Below are 18,108 nucleotides of genomic sequence, written 5' to 3'. Positions count from 1 at the left end.
CAGCGCGCCACAAGAACCGACTACCGAGTGTGCCTCATGTCCAAATTCCGTTCCGCCATCGTGTGGCTCGTGCTGTACACCCAGGTCTGGACGCCGGTCCTGGCGCAGACGCTACCTATCTCAGTGGACCGGAATGCTCCGGGCCAACGGCCAGTGGTGGGCGTGACCAACGGGGTGCCGGTAGTGAACATCGCGCCGCCTTCCGCGGGCGGGGTGTCGAACAACAAGTTCACGGACTTCAACGTCGGCCGCTCCGGCGTGGTGTTGAACAACAGCGGCGGGGCCAGCCAGACGCAACTGGCGGGCCAGGTCGCGGGCAACCCCATGCTGGGCAACCAGCGCGCGACGACCATCCTGAATCAGGTCACAGCCCCCAATCCGTCGCAGCTGGCCGGCGCGCTTGAAGTGGCGGGCAACCGGGCCAATGTCATCGTCGCCAACCCGGCCGGCATCACCTGCAACGGCTGCGGCTTCCTGAACGCGGACCGCGCCACGCTCACCACCGGCAAGCCCGCTGTCGGGCCGGACGGCAGCATCGGTCTGGACGTCGCGAGCGGCAAGATCCGGGTCGAAGGCGACGGCCTGCTCGGCGGGAACGTCGGCCAGGTGGACCTGATGGCGCGCACATTGGAGATCAACGCGGGCATCTGGGCGCAGCGCCTGAACGTAACGGCGGGTGCATCGCGGGTGGATTACGGCTCTGGCGCGGTGTCGGCTCGCGAAGGCGAGGGCGCCGCGCCTGCGGTGGCGCTGGACACGGCGGCACTGGGCGGCATGTACGCCAACAGCATACGGCTGATCGGCACGGAAGCCGGCGTGGGCGTGAACGTGGGCGGCAATCTCGTGGCGCTTACGGGTGATCTGGAGGTGAGCGCCGCCGGGGACCTGCGCATCACTCCCAGCGGCACGGTGCAGGCCGCGAAGAACTTGCAGATGGCGGCGGGCCGCGATCTTGAAGTCGCAGGCGCGGCGCAGGCGTCGGGCACGGTGGCTTTGCGCGCAGGCGGGCAAGCCGCGGTTCGCGGGGCGGTGAGCGCGGGCGGGGAACTGGCGGTCAACGCCCTGGGCGACGTGACCGTGGGGGCGCAGGGCAGCCTGCAGACCCAGGACGCGCTGCGTGTGGTCGCAGGGCGAGACCTGGCCTTATCGGGCTCTCTGCTGATGGGCGATCAGGATTTGAGTGCGCAGGCTGGCCGTCATGTGCGCGCCGGCATCACGACCGTGGTGCCGGATCCGATGCCGCCCGTTACCGGCGGTTCGGATTCGGGCGGCGGCACGGCAACGGACGCCGGTTCAGGTACAGGTTCGGGATCAGGTCAGGATGGCAATCCGCCGCCCGCGAAATCTGGCGAGACGGCAGCGGGCGATGGCTCCGCGGGCCTGGTGTCGGCCAAGGGAACGGTGACGCTACAGGCCGGGCGAGACATCCAATTGCCGGGCCGCGTCGTCGCCTCGCGCGAGTTGCAGTTACAGGCCGGCGGCGAGCTTTCATCCGCTGCGGGCGCGAAGTTGCAGTCGGGCAAGACGATGAGCCTGCGCGCGGGCGAAGACGTGAGCCTGGCAGGGTCGGCGTTGACGGATGGCGCGTTGTCCATCGACAGCGCGCGCGGCCTGAAGGTAGACGGCAGCGCGCTGGCCTACGGCGGCGCGCTGCAGATGCGCAGTGGCGGCGATATCCAACTGGGCGCCGCCAGCAAGACGCAGGGACGCGTCGTCGACGCCGTGGCGTCACGCGACTTGCGGGCCGGCGGAACCATGGCGGCGGCAGGCGACGTCCGCCTGCAAGCCGGCCGCGATACGGCTGTCTCCGCGGCCATCGGCGCCGATGGCGACCTGACGCTGGAAGCGCGGGGCGGCATGCAGGTGAGCGGGCAACTGGCCAGCACCGGCAAGGCGCGGCTGCAAGCAGGCGGCGACGCGGCGCTGACGGGCGGCGTGCGCAGCAATGGCGACCTCGACGTCCGGGCGGACGGCAAGCTGTCGCTAGATGGTACGGCCGGCGCCACGGCTGGCGCGCTGAGGCTGGCATCGGCCGGCGACCTGAGCATCGGCGCGGGCGGCGTGGCGCAGGCGGGCAGCCTGGCGGACCTGCGCACGGGCGCTGCGTTCCGGTCGGCGGGCGAGGTGTCATCGGTGCAGGCGTTGACGGTGGTGGCCGCAGGCGATGCCGCCGTCGATGGCAAGCTGCTTGCCGGAGGTCCGCTGTCGGTGGATAGCATCGGCAAGCTCGTCGCGGGCGCGGGCTCCATCCTGCAATCCGAAGGCGCGATGCAGTTGCGGGCGGGACGCGAACTGACGCTCGCCGGGGCTGCTGAAACCAATGCGGGATTGGCGCTTCAGGCGGGTCAGGGCATGCGCATCGACGGCAACGCCCTGGCGTATGGCGGCACCTTGTCGCTTGCCGCCGGCGGCGATCTGTTGCTGGGGGCTGCCAGCCGTACCCAGGGCGTAGGCATCGCAGCACGAGCCGACGGCGACCTGACCGCAGCCGGCGCCATGGGTTCACGCGCAGACATCGCATTGACCGCCGGCCGCGACATATCGCTCGCCGGCAAAGGTTCGACGGCCGGGAACCTGGATCTGCGGGCCGCGCGCGACTTGCGAGGCAATACGCAGGCGCAGTGGGAAGTCGAGGGCGGCGTGGCGGCGCAAGCCGGTCAGGATCTGGCGCTCGCGGGCGCATTGCAAAGCAATGGCGGCATTGAATTGATCGCCGCGCGCCACGCAACCGTGGATGGCACGTTGACCGCCGCCACGGGCGCTTTGCGCTTGGCAGCAGGGAGCGACCTGGCGATCGGCGCGCAAGGCCGCGTGGCGGCCAAGGGGCGTGTGGAAGCCCTGGCGGGCGGCGATCTGCTGGTCTCCGGCGCTTTGAGTTCCCTGGATGAATTGTCCGCGCAGGCGGTGCGCAATGCCACGGTGAGCGGCAAGCTGTATGCCGCGGGTCCGCTGGATCTGCGTGCGCGCGCCGATCTCGCCCTCAGCCAAGGCGGGCATGTGCAGAGCGACCGGACGCTGCGCCTGAACGCAGGCCAGGACCTCACATTGGCCGGCACGACGTTGACCGATGGCGGCATGACGCTGGAAGCCGTGCGCGATTTGCGCGTGACTGGTGATGCGTTGGCTTTCGGCGATCGCTTGCGCGCATCCGCCGGGCGGGACTTGTCGCTGGGCGCTGCCAGCAGATTGCAGGGCAAAGGCGTGAGCCTGGACGCGGCCCGCGACGCGCGGGCCGACGGCACGCTGGTGTCCACGGCCGATGCGGCGCTGACGGCCGGCGGCGATGTCGCGGCCCAAGGCACGATCAGCGCAGACGGCAGGTTGGACCTTACCGCTGGCGGGACGGCGCAAATCGCCGCGACGGGTCGGATCGAGTCGGCTGATGTCGCGCGTTTGAGCGCCGGCGGCGACGTAATCATGACGGGCGAGCTGCGCGGCAATCAAGGCGCGAGCCTGCAAGCCGCAGGCGACCTGAAACTGGATGGCGTGGCCGCCTCGGCCCAGGGCGAACTCGCATTGCGCGCCGGGCGGGATATGGCTTTGGGCGCCGGCAGCCAGGCGCTGGCTGGCGGCGCATTGAGCGCACTGGCGGGCGCCTCCCTGACGGCTGCCGGCATCCTGTCATCGCTGGCCGATGTGGCGCTGGACGCGGCCGCGGACCTGACGCTCAAGGGCCAGACCTTGGCTGTGGGCGATCTGCGATTGCGTACGGACGGGACGCTGGCTTCGACCTCGGACGCGCGCATACAGGCCGACGGCTCGGTGGTCGCGGACGCGGCCACGGCCGCGCTTGCCGGCCAGTGGATCGCCGGCCGCAGCGCAGATCTGCGCACCCGCGGGGACTTGAAGGTCGACGGTTCCGTCCTGGCGCGCGACGGCGCGCTCTCTGCTGTCAGCGGCGGCGATCTCGCGCTGGGCGCGGCGGGCGCGTTGCAGGCAGGCGGGCTGCTGGAGGCGCGGTCCGGCGCCAAGCTGATTCTTGACGGGACCCTCTCCGGCGAGAAGGACATCCGCCTGACGGCCACGACGGATGCGTTGCTGAACGGCAAGACGATCGCCAACGGCCTGTTGAACGTCACGGCTGGCGGAGATCTGCGCGTGGGCAAGGACGGGCTGGCGCAAGGCAGCCGCAGCCTGATGCTCGACGCGGGACAGGATCTGCATATCGCCGGCACCGCCGGCACGGCAGACGGCGCGGGCAGCGGCGGCACGCTGCGTGCACAAGCGGGCCGGGATCTCTTTGTGACCGGCGTGGTGACCGGCGGCACGCCGGCCAGCCTCGCGGCGCGCAGGCATATCGGCATCGATGGCACCGTCACCGCGCTGTCTGGCGGATTGACCGCCGACGCCGGAGGCGATCTGGAAGTCGCTGCCGGCGGCCGCATGCAGGCCGCTACGGATCTGTCCCTGCTCGCAGCGGGAGATGTCGAGGCCGACGGTACGTTGGCGGCCGGCGGCGCGCTGATGCTGCAAGCCGGCGGCGACGCCAGGCTGGGCGGCGTGGTGGCCGCGTTGGGCGAAACCGCCACGTCCAAGGCTGGCGACATGTCCGTGTTGGCGGGGCGTGACCTGATCGTCAAACAGGGCGCCCAGGTGCAGGCAGCAGGCGCCTTGAATGCGCTCGCGGGCCGCGACCTCTTTGTCGCTGGCGCTTTGGCGTCGGTGCGCGACCTGGCCTTGGCGGCTGCACGCGATGCGCGAGTGGAAGGGTCCGTTGCCAGCGATGCCAATCTGACCATGACGGGCCGGAATATCGTAGTGGGCGCGAACGGTCTGGTGCAGGCCGCAAACAAGCTCGCCGCGACGGCGGACGAACTCCTGGACGTGGCGGGCCGCATGCTGGCCGGCCGCGAACAGGCCCTGACCGCGGGTGACCGCGTCAAGATTGATGGCACAGTCGCGGCGCTGCAAGGCGACCTGTCGCTGCAGGCCGCGCGCGGCGATCTGACGCTCGGCGCCGGTTCGCAGGTGCAGGCGGGCGGCGTCCTGGTTGCCGCTGCGGGCGGCACGTTGCAGACGTTGGGGTCGGCTTCCGCCGGCCGCGGTCTGACGCTGCGCGCGGCCAAGGACGCGCTGCTCGGCGGCATCATCGCCACGCAGGCGGGCGCGCTGTCCGCCAGTGCGGCGGGCGACTTGCGGATCGCCGCCGACGGCCGCCTGCAATCCGCGGCCGCACTGATCCTGGACGCAGGCGGGAAGCTCGCCAATGCGGGCGTGGCCGTGGCGGCCACGAATGCCACCCTGACCGCAGGTTTCTCGCTCGCCAACACCGGCGCGGTGCTGGCCGGCGGCGATCTCGACGTTCGCACCCAAGGCCTGCTGGACAATGCCGGCAGGCTGGCTGCGGGCGTGGGCGCGGATGGCGTGCTCAATCAGCCAGGCAGCTTGCGTTTGACGGCAGGCTCCATTCAGCATGCCGGCGCCAGTCTCGCCGGCAAGGACATGACGCTGACGGCCACGGACTCGGGCGCGGCGGCGGGCGATATGTCGCTCGCGGGCGGTACGCTGTCGGCCAACAATCTGATGACGCTGTCGGCCAAGGGCGATATCGACACCGCCGGCGCAACCCTTCATGGCGGCGGCCTGGACTTGTCCGCCGCCAACTTGCGCAACGCAGGCGGCAAGATCACCTCCGCCGGCGATGCCCGCATCGATCTGGGTGCGGGCGGGACGCTGGACAACACCGGCGGCCTGATCGCGGCCGCGGGCAACGCGCGCATCAATGCGGGTACGCTGGACAACCGCGATGGCACGGTGGCGGGCGGCGACCTGAACGTCACCGTCGCGGACACGCTCAACAACCAGCGCGGACTGATCCAGGCCGATCGGACGCTGACGCTGTTGGCGTCCCGCCTGGATAACCGCGACACGCTGAATGGCACCGGCACGTCCGCGCGCGGCGTGTTGGGCAAGATCGTGAGCATCGTGGCCGACGGGGTGGACAACCGGGGCGGCGCCGTCAACGCGGGCGAGAGCCTCGCCATCAAGACCAGGGAGGTCGACAACACCGCCGGCGAAGTGGTCTCGCAGGGCGACGCGCGCATCGAGACCGACACGCTGAAAAACGTGCAGGGCAAGGTGTTGGCGGGCAAGAGCCTGGCCGTCATCGTCAAAACCCTGGAAGGTCTGGGGGTGGTGGAGTCCGCCGGCGATCTTTCCTTCGAATATGCCGGCGCGCTGAACCAGAGCGGCGACATCATCGCGGGCCGCGACCTGAACCTGGCGGTGGGTGGCGCCATGGACAACAGCGCCCGGCTCAGCGCCGGCCGCGACCTGAACATCAAGGCCGACTCGTTGCACAACCAGGCCACGGGCGAACTGCTGGCGGGGCGCAACAACAACCTCAACGTCACCAATGGTCTGACCAACGAGGGCTTGATAGACGGCGGCGTCACCAACATCAGGGCCGGCAGCCTGAACAACCTGGGCCGCATATTCGGCGACGCCATTTCCATCGGCGCGGGTACGCTGGTCAACGACGTGGGGGCGGGCGGCGGGGCCGTGATCGCCTCGCGCGGCGATCTGGATCTGGGCGCCACCAACCTCGTGAACCGCGAGCATGCGCTGATCTACGCGGCGAAAGACCTGCGCATCGGCGGCGCGCTGGACGCCATTGGCCGCGCCGTCGGCCAGGTCGTGTCGTTGATCAACGCATCGGCCACCATCGAAGCCGCCGGCGATGCCCGCATTTCGGCCGCATCGCTGATCAACCGGAACGATCACTACGCCAACGAAACCGTGGTGGTGTCGTCCAAGCCCAAGGTGTACTTCACGCCAGAAGGCACGACGGACATGTACGACGCCGAAACCAACTGGCTGTGCGACGAAGTCACGCCCATGTGCAGCAAGGATCCGGCGTGGCTGAATGACGATCCCGAACGCAAGCTGTTGTTGCCGTCGACCAAGTACCCGGCGGATCGCTACGGCCCTCCGTTCGATTATGTGCCGCAAACCAAAGGCAAGGCGGGCCGGGATGTGCCCATTCCGCCGGCCTATGCCAAGGCCTACGACGTCTGCTCCGGCGGCGATAACGGCGGCGATTGTACGACCGTGCCTGAGCAGTTCAAGTATGCCAAGGACGCGCGTGTATGGGCGGTCTTCGGGGTGACGCCACCCGCGGGCGATATGCCCGTTTGGCGAGAACCGGATCGTCCCTGCATGACGCGCGCCGAATGCACGGCGGAAAGCGAACGCCGCAAGGCTCACGACGAGGCCTATGCCGCCTACAAGGCCCGGCATTTGGAACTGGACGCGCGCATCCACGAGTTCAACGCCGACCACGCCAATCGGTTGGTGGGCAATTTCACCTACTACCAGGTGACCGAAACCGTCACCGAATCGCGCACGACCTCCACCGATCCCGCCCGCATCCTGTCGGGCGGCAATATGACGCTGACCGGCGCCGTCACCAACGACAAGAGTCAGATCGCGGCGGGCGGCGCGTTGTCGATATCCGGACCGGAAATCAACAACATCGGCGCCGGCGGCACGCGCACCATCACCCGCAACGGCACGGCAACCGTGACGCAGGAGCGCCGCCGGGACCGCAAGGAATACTCCACTCCCTATACCGTCACGCTGGCCGCCCAGCCCATCGAATTGCCCATCGCCACAGCGGGCGGCAATGTGCAGGTCGGCCTGAGCGGCAAGACGCCCGGTTCTACGGCGATCGGCAAGCCGGGCGCGGTTCAGGTCGCCAGCCTCGACCTCCCGGGCGGCAAGGCCGTCCGCACCGTATCCAATCCGGCCAGCATTCCCGACAGCCAACTGTTCACCATCAACGGCCGGCCGGACGCGCAGTACATCGTGTCCACCGATCCGCGTTTCACGGGCCAACGCCCCTACGTCTCCAGCGACTATCTGTTCGACCTGCTGCGCCAGCCCGGCGCGTTGCCGGGAACCTCGATCGACAACACGGCAGGCGCGGGCGCTGGCCTGACGGGAGATCGCAAGCAGGGGGACAACCCGTCTGGCGGCGTCAACGCCAATACAGGCGCCGATGGCCATGTGTCCGGCGGTTCCTCGGGGACCGGGGTTGCCGCCGGCGGCGCGCTGACCGGGTCCCGGCTGGGCGGTTGGGCCGCGCTGATTCCGCCGGGCGCCAAGTTCCTCACGCCCTCGGGCCAACCTCGGCGCCTGGGCGACGGCTTCTATGAACAGAAGGCGGTGTCCGATCAGATCCTGGCCACCACCGGCCAGCGCTTCCTGGAGAACTACAGCGACAACGACGCGCAGTACAAGGCCCTGCTCGCAGCGGGCGCCAAGTTCGCGCTAGACAACGGCGTCAAGCTTGGCTCCGCGCTGACCGAGGCCCAGCAGCGTCAGCTCACCACCGACCTGGTCTGGCTGGTGGAACAGACCGTCACCTTGCCCGACGGCAGCACCGAGACCGTGCTGGTGCCGCAGGTCTACCTGGTGGTGCGCGAAGGCGACCTCAAGGGCGACGGCACGCTCATGGCCGGGCGCGATGTGAAAATCGCCGCCGAAGGCAAAGTCACCAATAGCGGCACCATCGGTTCGCGGCAAGCCACCGTCGTCACCGCCGGCAACATCGTCAACCAAGCTGGCGGCACCATTCAGGGCGGCAGCGTCAATCTCGCCGCGCGGGAAGACCTGGCCAACATCGCGTCCCTGATCAAAGGCGACAAGGTCGCCCTGACCGCCGGGCGCGACATCGCGCTGACCTCGACCGCCGGTTCCGAGAACCACGGCAGCACCTGGGGCACGCACCTCACCGGCGTGGCGCGGGTAGAGGCGGGCACCCTCGACATGCAGGCCGGCCGCGACCTGACGCTGACCGCCGCGCAGGTCATGGTCAAGGACGACGCGCGTCTGCAAGCCGGTCGCGACATCACGCTGGCCACGCTGACGGAAAGCCATGGCGAAAGCATGGCGCTCAACCGGCGCAATCGTCATGACCTGAGCACCAGCAAGGAAATCGGCTCCGTCATCGACGCCGGCCGCAACCTGACCCTGATCGCAGGCCAGGATGTCAACGCTCGTGCGGCCGATGTCACCGCCGGCAAGCAGTTGGCGGTCGCCGCGGGGCGCGACATCAACCTGACCGCGGGCGTGGAGACGGGCTCTGCGCGCGACGAGGTCCACTACAAGACCAAGGGCTTCCTGTCCTCCAAGACCACCCACACGATCAAGTCGGGCGACTGGACGCAGGCGCAGGGCTCGACCTTCACCGGCGATACCGCCGTGCTGATGGCCGGAAGGGATTTGAACGTCATCGGCTCCAACGTCGGCGCGCAGAAGAACCTGGTCATGAACGCCGAGCGCGAGGTGAACATCCTTCCCGGCGTCAACACCACGGACAGCTACGACTACAAGAAAGTCACCAAGTCCGGCCTCGGCGCGACCGGCGGCCTGAGCTACGGCAAACGCCAGCAGACAGACTCGCTCGAGGGCAAGAAAGTCTTCCACACGGCCAGCACCGTGGGCAGCGTCGAAGGCGACGTGCTCATCAACGCCGGCAAGACCTTGAATATCGTGGGCAGCAACGTGGTCGCGCCCAAGGGCGACGTGACCCTGATCGGCCAGCAGGTCAACATCGCCGCCGCCCAGGACACCGCCCGTGAAAGAGAGTTCCACGAGGTCAAGCAAAGCGGCCTCAGTATCAACGCCAAGAACCCCTTGCTTGATGCCATGCAAACCGCGAACCGCATGGGCAACGCCGCCGGCAAGACCGACAACAAGATCATGAAGGCCCTGGCCTTGGTGACCACGGGCGTGGCGGCGGTCAACACCTACGACGAAGTGATGAAGGACCCACAGAGCGCGGGCGGCGTGACGCTGAGCCTGGACATCGGCAGCAGCAAGAGCCAGACCACCACCACCCGCAACACGACGTCCTCGGTCGGCTCCAACATCGCGGCAGGCAACGACCTCACAGTCATCGCCAAGGGCGCAGGCGCCGATTCGGACATCACGGTCACGGGTTCGCGGCTGTCCGCCGGGAACAACGCCTTGCTCAAGGCGGACGGCGACATCCTGCTGCAAGCCGCGCGCGACACCTACGAACAGCACACCCAGAACAAGAGTTCGGGCGCCAGCGTAGGCGTGGGCGTGACGGCGGGCAGCAACGGCGTCGGCTTCGTGGCGACTGCCGGGGCCAACGCCTCGCGCGGCCGCAGCGATGGCAAGGACACCACCTGGACCCACACCGAGCTGACCGCGGGCAATGTGCTGGCGCTGCAATCGGGCGGCGACACCTCCTTGATCGGCGCGACGGGCCGCGCCGATCAGATCATCGCCGACGTCGGACGGGACCTGCGCATCGAGAGTCTGCAGGACGTCAGCACCTACGACTCCAAGCAGCAGGGCGGCGGGGTGCAGGGCAGCCTGTGCTACGGCTATTGCAAGAGTTCGGTGTCGGGCAACGTCTCGCAGACCCGGATGAAGAGCGACTACAAGTCGGTGGAGGAGCAGTCCGGGCTGATGGCGGGCGACGGCGGCTTCGTGGTGGACGTCAAGCGCAACACCACGCTGATAGGCGGCGTCATCTCCAGCAGCGACCAGGCCGTGGCGGATGGTTTGAACCTGCTGAAGACAGGCACGCTGGTGGCCGAAGACGTGAAGAACGTGGCGCGCTACAAGGCCGACCGGATCTCCCTGAGCGGCGGCAGCGGCGGGGCGGGGACGCCGGTGGCGCTTGGAGCCTTCGGCGAAAACGACTCCAAAACGCTCAGCGGCATCAGCGGCGGCACGGTGGAGATCCGGGACGTCGCGGGGCAGCAGGCGCTGACGGGCAAGACGGCGGTCGAGACCATCGCGTTGTTGAACCGCGATACGAGCGACACGTTGAATTCGTTGAATCCGATCTTCGATAAAGATCAGATCGAGGCGGGTTTCGACATCGTGGAGGAAATGGGGAAACAGGCGGGGCAGTTCTTCGAGAATCGAGCGGCAAAGGCGAAGGCGCTTGAAGAGGCCTTGAAGAATGAACCCGAGGGTCCGCGCAGGGATGAGCTGAAAGCGCAATACGAAGACGCCAAGAAATGGGAAGCGGGTGGCGACAATCGTCGTTGGTTCACTGCAATAGCCGGCGCGGTGAGCGGCAACGTTACGGGCGCTGTCACCGAAATGGTGCAGGCGGTAGCGGTCAACTATCTGCAAGGGTTGGCGGCCACCGAAGTCAAAAAGTTCATATCCAATCTGGGCGATGGACCGCAAGCGGAAGCGGCGCGCGCCGCGCTGCATGCGATCGTGGGCTGCGCCGGGGCGGCGGCTAAAGGCAGCGACTGCGGCGCGGGAGCGTTGGGGGCTGGAGCCGGGTCGGTGTTGAATGCTCTGCTGGGCGAGACGTCAAAGCTCAATCCTGAAGAGAAGGAGCAACGTAGCAACCTGATCCAGTCGCTGGTGGCCGGCATGTCCAAGGTGGCTGGCGTCGACGGCGCGGAAGCGGTGTTCGCGGCGAACAACGAGACGACGAATAACCGTCTTGCTGTCGATGAACATCAGTCTCGCTTGGCCGAGATGGAGGCGTGCGGAACCACGAAGTGCCGGGACGAGGTAACGGCAAAGTACAGAGAGATATCGACGCAGCGGGGTCGCGAACTCCAGGAATGCGGGGTCGACTGCGTTGAGATAGCGCATGAGCTCACGCAACGTCTGGCCGAATCCACCCAGCGTCAAGGAGAGCTGGTAGAGAAATCTAGAAGCGCTCAGGGTCTAAGCACTGCCGAATTAGAAGAGCTCGAAATCCTCCGTTTCGGGATGCCCTTGCTCGTGGCTGATCGCTTTACCGCCATCAAAAGAGGCATGGAGCGTGGAAGTGAGGAAGCGAAGCAGCTGTTTTGGGAAAGCCTGGCCGAGGAAGGGATACAGGGTGCGGCGGCCGGTGCTGGAGCGATAGGCGGGAGAGCGGCGAAGGGAGGAAAGGATGGTTCTACTACTGAGTCGGGCAAGGGGGGCGGTAAAGGAAGCCCGCTGCCTGTGCCGGAGCCTGTGCTTGCGTCGAATGGGTTGGTTTACAAATCGAATGACAAGCACACTCGTGGGGTGTTTGGGAACAGGCCGAATGCCGGATTAGAGCCGAGAAACTCGCTGGGTTTGTTTGAATCTTCCGTTTCCCCTGAAGAGGGTGGGAAGCATAGATATGCCAAGGATGAAAACGGAAATGTGCATCGGTTTTCGGACGGCAATGATGGAAAATGGCACTGGACGGGGAGTACCGCAGATAGAGATAACTCGTTGAACAAGAGCGCTATTCCTATCGATGTGAAACGAAAACTTGGTTTATCCGGAAAGTGGGGGTGAATGTGATTTTTGGTGATACATACAAATTTGCGATCCTTATGGAGCATATACCTGTTTGGGGTTCGAACTATCGGAATGGACTGTTTTATTTTTTTATCGGCGGAGAGATGTTTCCTGAAGAAATGCATACAGCCACTTTAGACGTGGATGTGTGTATGTTAGACGCTAAAAACGCACTGGTCTCTTTTCCTGAAAATCGCGAATTATTTGAGGCAGACGCAAAGGTTGCTTTCAATCATATGCTGGGATTGATTTCCCCAGAGCTAGTAGACGAGGACGCCGATGTTCCGGATGATTTTAATTCGTCCTATTTATATCAAGCAGCTACCCAAAACATCTACGATGCAGGATGTCATGTTTTTTGCGTTGCTTATGGCGATGAGGTGCGAATTATAGGCGCGAAAATAAGCCAATTTTTGAGAGATGCGACAGGAAGAGGCTACTGGTCGGCAGTTCCTAATATTAAATATTGGGATGTGTATATAAATAAGAGTGAGGTTGAAAAGATAATATCTGATGCCGTAAATCACTACAAAAAAATTTGAAAATAGAGTGTTGCGTTATTCTTTAGTGCCCAGGTGGCCTCGTTAATTTTTCCAGGCATAGGCATGCCTTTTGGCGAAAGGTATCTGTGAGGGAGGCCAGGTGTCAGTCCGATTTTTCAATCAAGTTTCGGCCAGAGGCAGGGGCCAGGGTGGGGGGAAAATCTAGTCTTTCTGGAAAGCGAAGATGAAAGCGGTTTTGGTGATTCGTATAGGTTGGGATTCTCTGGAACATATCCCTGTTTGAAGTTGCTCCTTAAAAGAGCGCGATTGAAAGAGCAAGAGTCAGAGTATCGCCAATCGCATGAAGGCATCCTTCGTCGATGCCACCGAAAAAAAAATCTAGAAATCTGAGTTGGATAAAAGAATGAGCTTCAGCATGGATTTGTCCCATGAGGTACTGACGAGGTTTGACGAGGAGGGGTTGCTCGGAGAGATAGAAATCAATGGGTACAAGGAAAATTTCTTTTCTCCAGTGAGATTCTGGTCTCGCATGGATTATCTGAAGAGTTGGAAGAAATCACTGGACCAGGGGTTGCAAAGTCATGGGCATGCGGCTCTGGCAACCTCTATGTATGATCCGAATTCATCCAATTTCGTATTTTGCTGGGTAATTTATATTGAAAGTGAGCAGGCCTACATTCAAAATCATGTGATATTTTTGAATGAGTTGTCTGTTCCATTTGTTCCGGAAGATATAAATCTACATATTTATCCGAGGGAGGAAATCAGTGAGGATGGGATGAAGATTTCTCAGTGGAGCGTTGATACTGCCTCGGTTGCGCAGTTTTCTGAAATGTTGGGGAAGTGGATTTCAGAAAATTAAACAGTCCATCTGAAACGACACAAGAAAGATGCCGCGCCACCCGTCATGAAACTGGGCGTAATCCGGACGATAGGGTGAGGGTGTTTTAAACAGTGAGAGCTGGCGTATTACCCACTGCTGTAAGACTTCATCGGCCGGATCCAACTCTCCAGCAGCAATTGGGCGATGGCGGATGCATCCAACCCGCTGAAACAAAAACGCCAGGCATCAATAGCCTGGCGCTCAAGTGTGCCGCCAACACCTGGCGGCGGCGACTCCGAAATCGCTACCGTCGATTCAAACCGGCCACCCATCCTGCCGATAAGCCGAATCCCAGAACATCCATTCCAGCTGCGCGGCACGCGTATACGCCGCGTGCATCTGCTCCAACGTTTCGGCGGACGCCTTTTCGGCGACGCGGTCGACCGTGGTGATGACCCGGCGCACCAGGGCGTGGAAGTCCTCGCAGGCATAGGCCTCGATCCAGGCCGAGTAAGGATTGGGTTGGGCGGCCCGCGCATGGATCTCGCGGCCGATTTCGGCGTAGATCCAGAAGCACGGCAGCAGGGCCGCCAGCGCTACCGGGTACGGCGCGCTCCAGGCGGTGGCGATCAGGTAGCTGGTGTAGTGGTGGCAGGCAGGCGTGAGCGGTGTGGCTTCGAAGGTGGCGTCATCGATGCCGAACTGCTTCAGGAAGCCCGCGTGCAGGGTGCGTTCGGCCACCACCGCGCCCTTGGCGGCGTCGGCGAACTGCACCACGCCGTCGGCGTCGTCGGCCTTGGCCGAAGCGATGGCCAGCGCGCGCCCGAATGCGACCAGGTAGTGCGCGTCCTGGATCATGTAGTGCTTGAACGCGTTCTCGTCGAGCTGGCCGCTGGCCAGTTCGCGGTTGAACGGCATGTCGCGCGTGGTTTCATAGAGTGCGGCGTTGCGCGCCCAGGCGTCGGAGCTGAAAGACATGGGATTCCTCAAGACAGACTGTCGGCGCGCGGTTGCGCGCCGGTCGATAAAAGCGGGCTAGGGTATCAAAGCATGCGGGGCGTCAGGCCTTGCGCTTGCGGTGATGCCGGACGTAGTCCTGCAGGACCTCGCGCAGCACGATGGCCTGGTTGTGTTCGGTGTTGCGGGCGCCATAGAGCAGGGTCAGCGGACGGTCGCCCGCCGCGTCCAGCAGGGCGGCCATGCGCGCCTGCTGTTCAGGTTCGGCCAGTTCGGCCTGGTAGCGTTGGCGGAATTCTTCCCAGCGTTCTTCGATGTGGCTGAACCATTTGCACAGCTCCAGGGTGGGCGCGATGTCGCGGGCCCATTCGTCCAGGTGCAGGTCCGCCTTGCGCAGGCCGCGCGGCCACATGCGGTCCACCAGCGCCCGGTAGCTGCCTTCCGGACCCAAGCCTTCATAGACGCGTTGCACGGCGATGGCGGATGGTTTCATGGCGGCTCCAGGGAAGGGTGGCGGACCTCGCTACTTTAGCGCCCGCCGTCCCTATTCAACCGGCGCTCAAGGATTTTCCGCGGCGCCGGCGCGCGTGCCGCAGGCGCGCAGCACCAGGAAGCCGACCACGGCGGACGCCAGCGAGCCCGTCAGCACGCCGATCTTGGTGGCGTCGATGGTGGCCGGATCGCTGAATGCCAGGGCGCCGATGAACAGGCTCATGGTGAAGCCGATGCCGCAAAGCAGCGACACGCCGTACAGCTGCGCGTAGCTGGCGTGGCGCGGCAGGGTGGCTATGCCGCTCTTGATGGCCAGCCAGGCAAAGCCGAACACGCCCAGCTGTTTGCCCAGGAACAGGCCCAGCGCCACGCCCAGGGGCACGGGCGCCGCCAGGCTGCCCAGGCCCATGCCGGCGAAAGACACGCCGGCATTGGCGAAGCCGAAGATGGGCACGATCAGTAGGGCGACCGGTTTGTGCAGCGCATGTTCCAGCGCATGCAGGGGCGAGTGCGCGCCGGGATGGCCCTGGTTCTGCGGGCGCAGCGGAATGGTCAGCGCCAGCGCCACGCCGGCCAGCGTGGCATGCACGCCGGACTTCAGGACGAAGTACCAGAGCACGGCGCCGATTAGCAGGTAGGGAGTCAGGCGCAGCACGCCGGCGCGGTTCAGACAGAACAGGCAGACCAGCAGGGCGCCCGCCATGCTCAGCGCGAATACATTGAGTTCGGCGGTATAGAACAAGGCGATGATGACGATGGCGCCTAGGTCGTCCAGGATGGCCAGCGCCGTCAGGAAGATCTTCAACGAGGTCGGCACGCGGCTGCCCAGCAGCGCCAGGATGCCCAGCGCAAAGGCGATGTCGGTCGCGGCCGGAATGGCCCACCCGCGCAGAGTGTCGGGGCTGCCAAAGTTGATCAGCACATAGATCAGGGCGGGCAAGGCCATGCCGCCCAGGGCGGCTATGCCGGGCAGCACGATGCGAGCGGCGCCGCGCAGTTGGCCGTCCAGGACTTCACGCTTGATCTCAAGCCCGACCAGCAGGAAGAACACCGCCATCAGGCCGTCGTTGATCCAGTGCAGTACGGTTTCCTTGAGCACGACAGGCCCCGCCTGGAAGCCGAGCTTGGTCTCCAGCACGCTGAAATAGACGGGGGCGGCCGGGCTGTTGGCGACCACCAGCGCGACCAGCGCGGCCAGCATCAGGACATAGCCGCCCAGCGCCTCGGAACGGAGGAACGATTGCAGGAACGAGACCGGCTTTTGGGGAGGGACGGCCTGGAAACTCATGCAGTACCGCCCTTGCTTACGTTTTGATAAGATGCGCGTTTCATTCCTGAATTTTACCTGAATTCATCTTTCGGGATTCTTCTACGTCGTCGAACATCTTTCAATTATTCGAAAAAACAGCTTATCAGCGTCGAATTGTTGGCGTTGCTTGTCCGGCGACCAAACCCTTTCCCTCGAATCCCGACCAGTCCGTGGCCAGCAACGCCGCCTGGCGACTCTTGCTAGCCAAATGCCATTACGCCCTCTTACGGTATTGACCTACACGCCCGCCAAGCCCGGCGCCGCGAGCCGCCTGGTGGATGTTGGCGAAGCGCTCACGGCGCCTGCGGCCCAGAGTCCCCATGGCGTCTATCAGACCCGGCAACTGATTCCCAGCACACGCCTGTTGGGCTGGGCGCGGGCCGGTGCGCGCTTCGATCTGTCCCGCACCGGTTCCGTGCGCGTCTGGTCCGATGGCCGGCTGCACGCCGCCGAATGCCCGCGCGACTGCGCCAGCGCGGGCGCGGCGGCCCTGGAGCAGGAAGACATCGCCTACCTGGAAGCCTACCTGCTATCGCAGGGCCGTTGCTGGAGCGACGCGGACGCCTCGCAAGGCGGCCAGTCCTGATCATGCCGAATTCCATCGAATCCCTCCAGGGCCGGCCGGACCCCGAAGCGCGCCTGCGCATCCTGCACACGGAAGCGGCCACCTCGTTCGGCGGCCAGGAGTTCTGCATCTACAAGGAAATGATAGCCATGCGCGAGCGTGGCCACCATCTGGAAGCGGTCTGCCAGCCGGAGGCGGAACTCGGCACGCGCTTGCGCGAGGCCGGCTTCACCGTGCACCTCATTCCCATGGATGGCCCGCTCAACTTCGTGCGCGGCGTCGCGTTCGTGCGCCGGCTGCTGCGCCGCGGGCGCTTTGACGTGGTCAATACGCATAGCCGCCGCGATACGGTCCTGGGTGCGTTTGCGGCGCGCCTGGCGGGCACGCCTCTCATCGTGCGCACGCGCCATCTGGCCAAGCCCATCAATTCCCTCTACGCCTATACGTGGCTGGCGCATCGCGTCATCGCCGTCAGCCGTTACGTGCGTGGCCAGTTGCTGGACGGCGGCGCGCGGCCGGAGGCCATCGCCACCATCCATTCACCCGTGGTGCTGCCTCAGGTGCACGGCGGCGTCTGCGTCAGGCGCGAGCTTGGCCTGCCGGAGGATGCGCTGGTGGTCGGCTGCGTGGCCGTCATGAGGGCGGACAAAGGGCATTGCGACCTGATCGACGCTTTTCGCCGTATCGCCGCCACGTTTCCGCAGGCGCATCTGGTGCTGGTGGGCGAGGGCCAGCCCATGGCGAGGCAGTTGCAGGCGCAGGTGGAGGCATTGGGCCTGGCGCACCGCGTGCATTTCACCGGCCGGCGCGACGACATCGGCAATGTCCTGACAGCCTTCGACGTGTTTGCGCTGCCGACGCTGCGCGAGGCGCTGGGCACTGTCTTCATCGAGGCCGCGGCCATGGGGGTGCCGGTCATAGGCACCGACGTGGGCGGCGTGCCGGAAACCATGCAGGCGGGCGTGACCGGCCTGTTGGTGCCGCCCGGCGATCCTGCGGCGCTGGCGGGAGCGCTGGAAAGCCTGCTGGCCGATCCGGCGCTGCGCCGCCGCATGGGCGATGCGGGCCGCGAGCTGATCCGCGGGCAAGGCCTGTTTTCCGCCGAGCGCACAGCCGGCCTGGTTGAACAGGCTTACGCCGGCTGGCTGGCGGAACTGCGAGGGCCTGCGCGCGCTGCCTGAGGCGGGCGGCG

General features: G+C 65.3%; 8 protein-coding genes. 5 read left to right on the top strand and 3 right to left on the bottom strand.

Features of this window, described 5'->3' with window-relative positions; genetic code table 11:
- The first annotated feature begins 36 nt into the window (after positions 1–36).
- The 3 genes from IB258_RS20550 (at position 37) to IB258_RS20540 (ending at position 13,632) form a co-directional block, all read left to right on the top strand.
- Positions 37–12,264 carry a hemagglutinin repeat-containing protein gene (locus IB258_RS20550; protein WP_192353125.1) on the top strand — a complete coding sequence of 4,076 codons (12,228 nt, stop codon included), beginning with the start codon at positions 37–39 and terminating at the stop codon, positions 12,262–12,264.
- On the top strand, positions 12,261–12,809 hold the full coding sequence (locus IB258_RS20545) for an immunity 42 family protein (RefSeq protein WP_217481766.1): 549 nt from the start codon (positions 12,261–12,263) through the stop codon (positions 12,807–12,809). Before IB258_RS20550 ends, IB258_RS20545 begins: the two co-directional genes overlap by 4 nt.
- A gap of 364 nt (positions 12,810–13,173) precedes the next feature.
- Entirely contained in the window at positions 13,174–13,632 is a 459-nt protein-coding gene (locus IB258_RS20540) for a hypothetical protein (protein WP_175181516.1), read from the top strand.
- Between the two features lie 276 nt (positions 13,633–13,908).
- Here IB258_RS20540 and tenA read toward each other — a convergent pair whose 3' ends face one another.
- The 3 genes from tenA to nhaA form a co-directional block, all read right to left on the bottom strand.
- Positions 13,909–14,571 carry a thiaminase II gene (gene tenA, locus IB258_RS20535; protein ID WP_054456962.1) on the bottom strand — a complete coding sequence of 221 codons (663 nt, stop codon included), beginning with the start codon at positions 14,569–14,571 and terminating at the stop codon, positions 13,909–13,911.
- 82 nt (positions 14,572–14,653) lie between these two features.
- Entirely contained in the window at positions 14,654–15,043 is a 390-nt protein-coding gene (locus tag IB258_RS20530) for a DUF488 domain-containing protein (RefSeq protein WP_125471134.1), read from the bottom strand.
- A gap of 66 nt (positions 15,044–15,109) precedes the next feature.
- Positions 15,110–16,330, bottom strand: a complete 1,221-nt coding sequence (nhaA, locus tag IB258_RS20525; RefSeq protein ID WP_192353124.1) for a Na+/H+ antiporter NhaA — start codon at positions 16,328–16,330, stop codon at positions 15,110–15,112.
- Positions 16,331–16,559: 229 nt separating this feature from the next.
- Between nhaA and IB258_RS20520 the strand changes: the two genes are divergently transcribed.
- Both IB258_RS20520 and IB258_RS20515 read left to right on the top strand, forming a co-directional pair.
- Positions 16,560–16,937 (top strand): hypothetical protein, encoded by a 378-nt coding sequence (locus tag IB258_RS20520; protein WP_054456956.1) that lies wholly within the window; start codon positions 16,560–16,562, stop codon positions 16,935–16,937.
- A gap of 2 nt (positions 16,938–16,939) precedes the next feature.
- Entirely contained in the window at positions 16,940–18,097 is a 1,158-nt protein-coding gene (locus IB258_RS20515; protein WP_175213015.1) for a glycosyltransferase family 4 protein, read from the top strand.
- The last annotated feature ends 11 nt before the right edge of the window (positions 18,098–18,108 follow it).

The sequence above is a fragment of the Achromobacter sp. ACM02 genome, assembly GCF_014851605.1.
In the GTDB taxonomy this organism is placed as follows: domain Bacteria; phylum Pseudomonadota; class Gammaproteobacteria; order Burkholderiales; family Burkholderiaceae_B; genus Achromobacter; species Achromobacter aegrifaciens.
Note: the sequence above shows the minus strand (reverse complement) of the source record. Positions and strands in the feature narration are given on the sequence as shown.

Bases quoted from the DNA above. Each gene is read 5' to 3' on its own strand.
- IB258_RS20530 (WP_125471134.1), bottom strand. From the start codon at position 15,043: ATGAAACCATCCGCCATCGCCGTGCAACGCGTCTATGAAGGCTTGGGT.
- IB258_RS20550 (WP_192353125.1), top strand. From the start codon at position 37: ATGTCCAAATTCCGTTCCGCCATCGTGTGGCTCGTGCTGTACACCCAG.
- nhaA (WP_192353124.1), bottom strand. From the start codon at position 16,330: ATGAGTTTCCAGGCCGTCCCTCCCCAAAAGCCGGTCTCGTTCCTGCAA.
- tenA (WP_054456962.1), bottom strand. From the start codon at position 14,571: ATGTCTTTCAGCTCCGACGCCTGGGCGCGCAACGCCGCACTCTATGAA.
- IB258_RS20515 (WP_175213015.1), top strand. From the start codon at position 16,940: ATGCCGAATTCCATCGAATCCCTCCAGGGCCGGCCGGACCCCGAAGCG.
- IB258_RS20540 (WP_175181516.1), top strand. From the start codon at position 13,174: ATGAGCTTCAGCATGGATTTGTCCCATGAGGTACTGACGAGGTTTGAC.
- IB258_RS20520 (WP_054456956.1), top strand. From the start codon at position 16,560: ATGCCATTACGCCCTCTTACGGTATTGACCTACACGCCCGCCAAGCCC.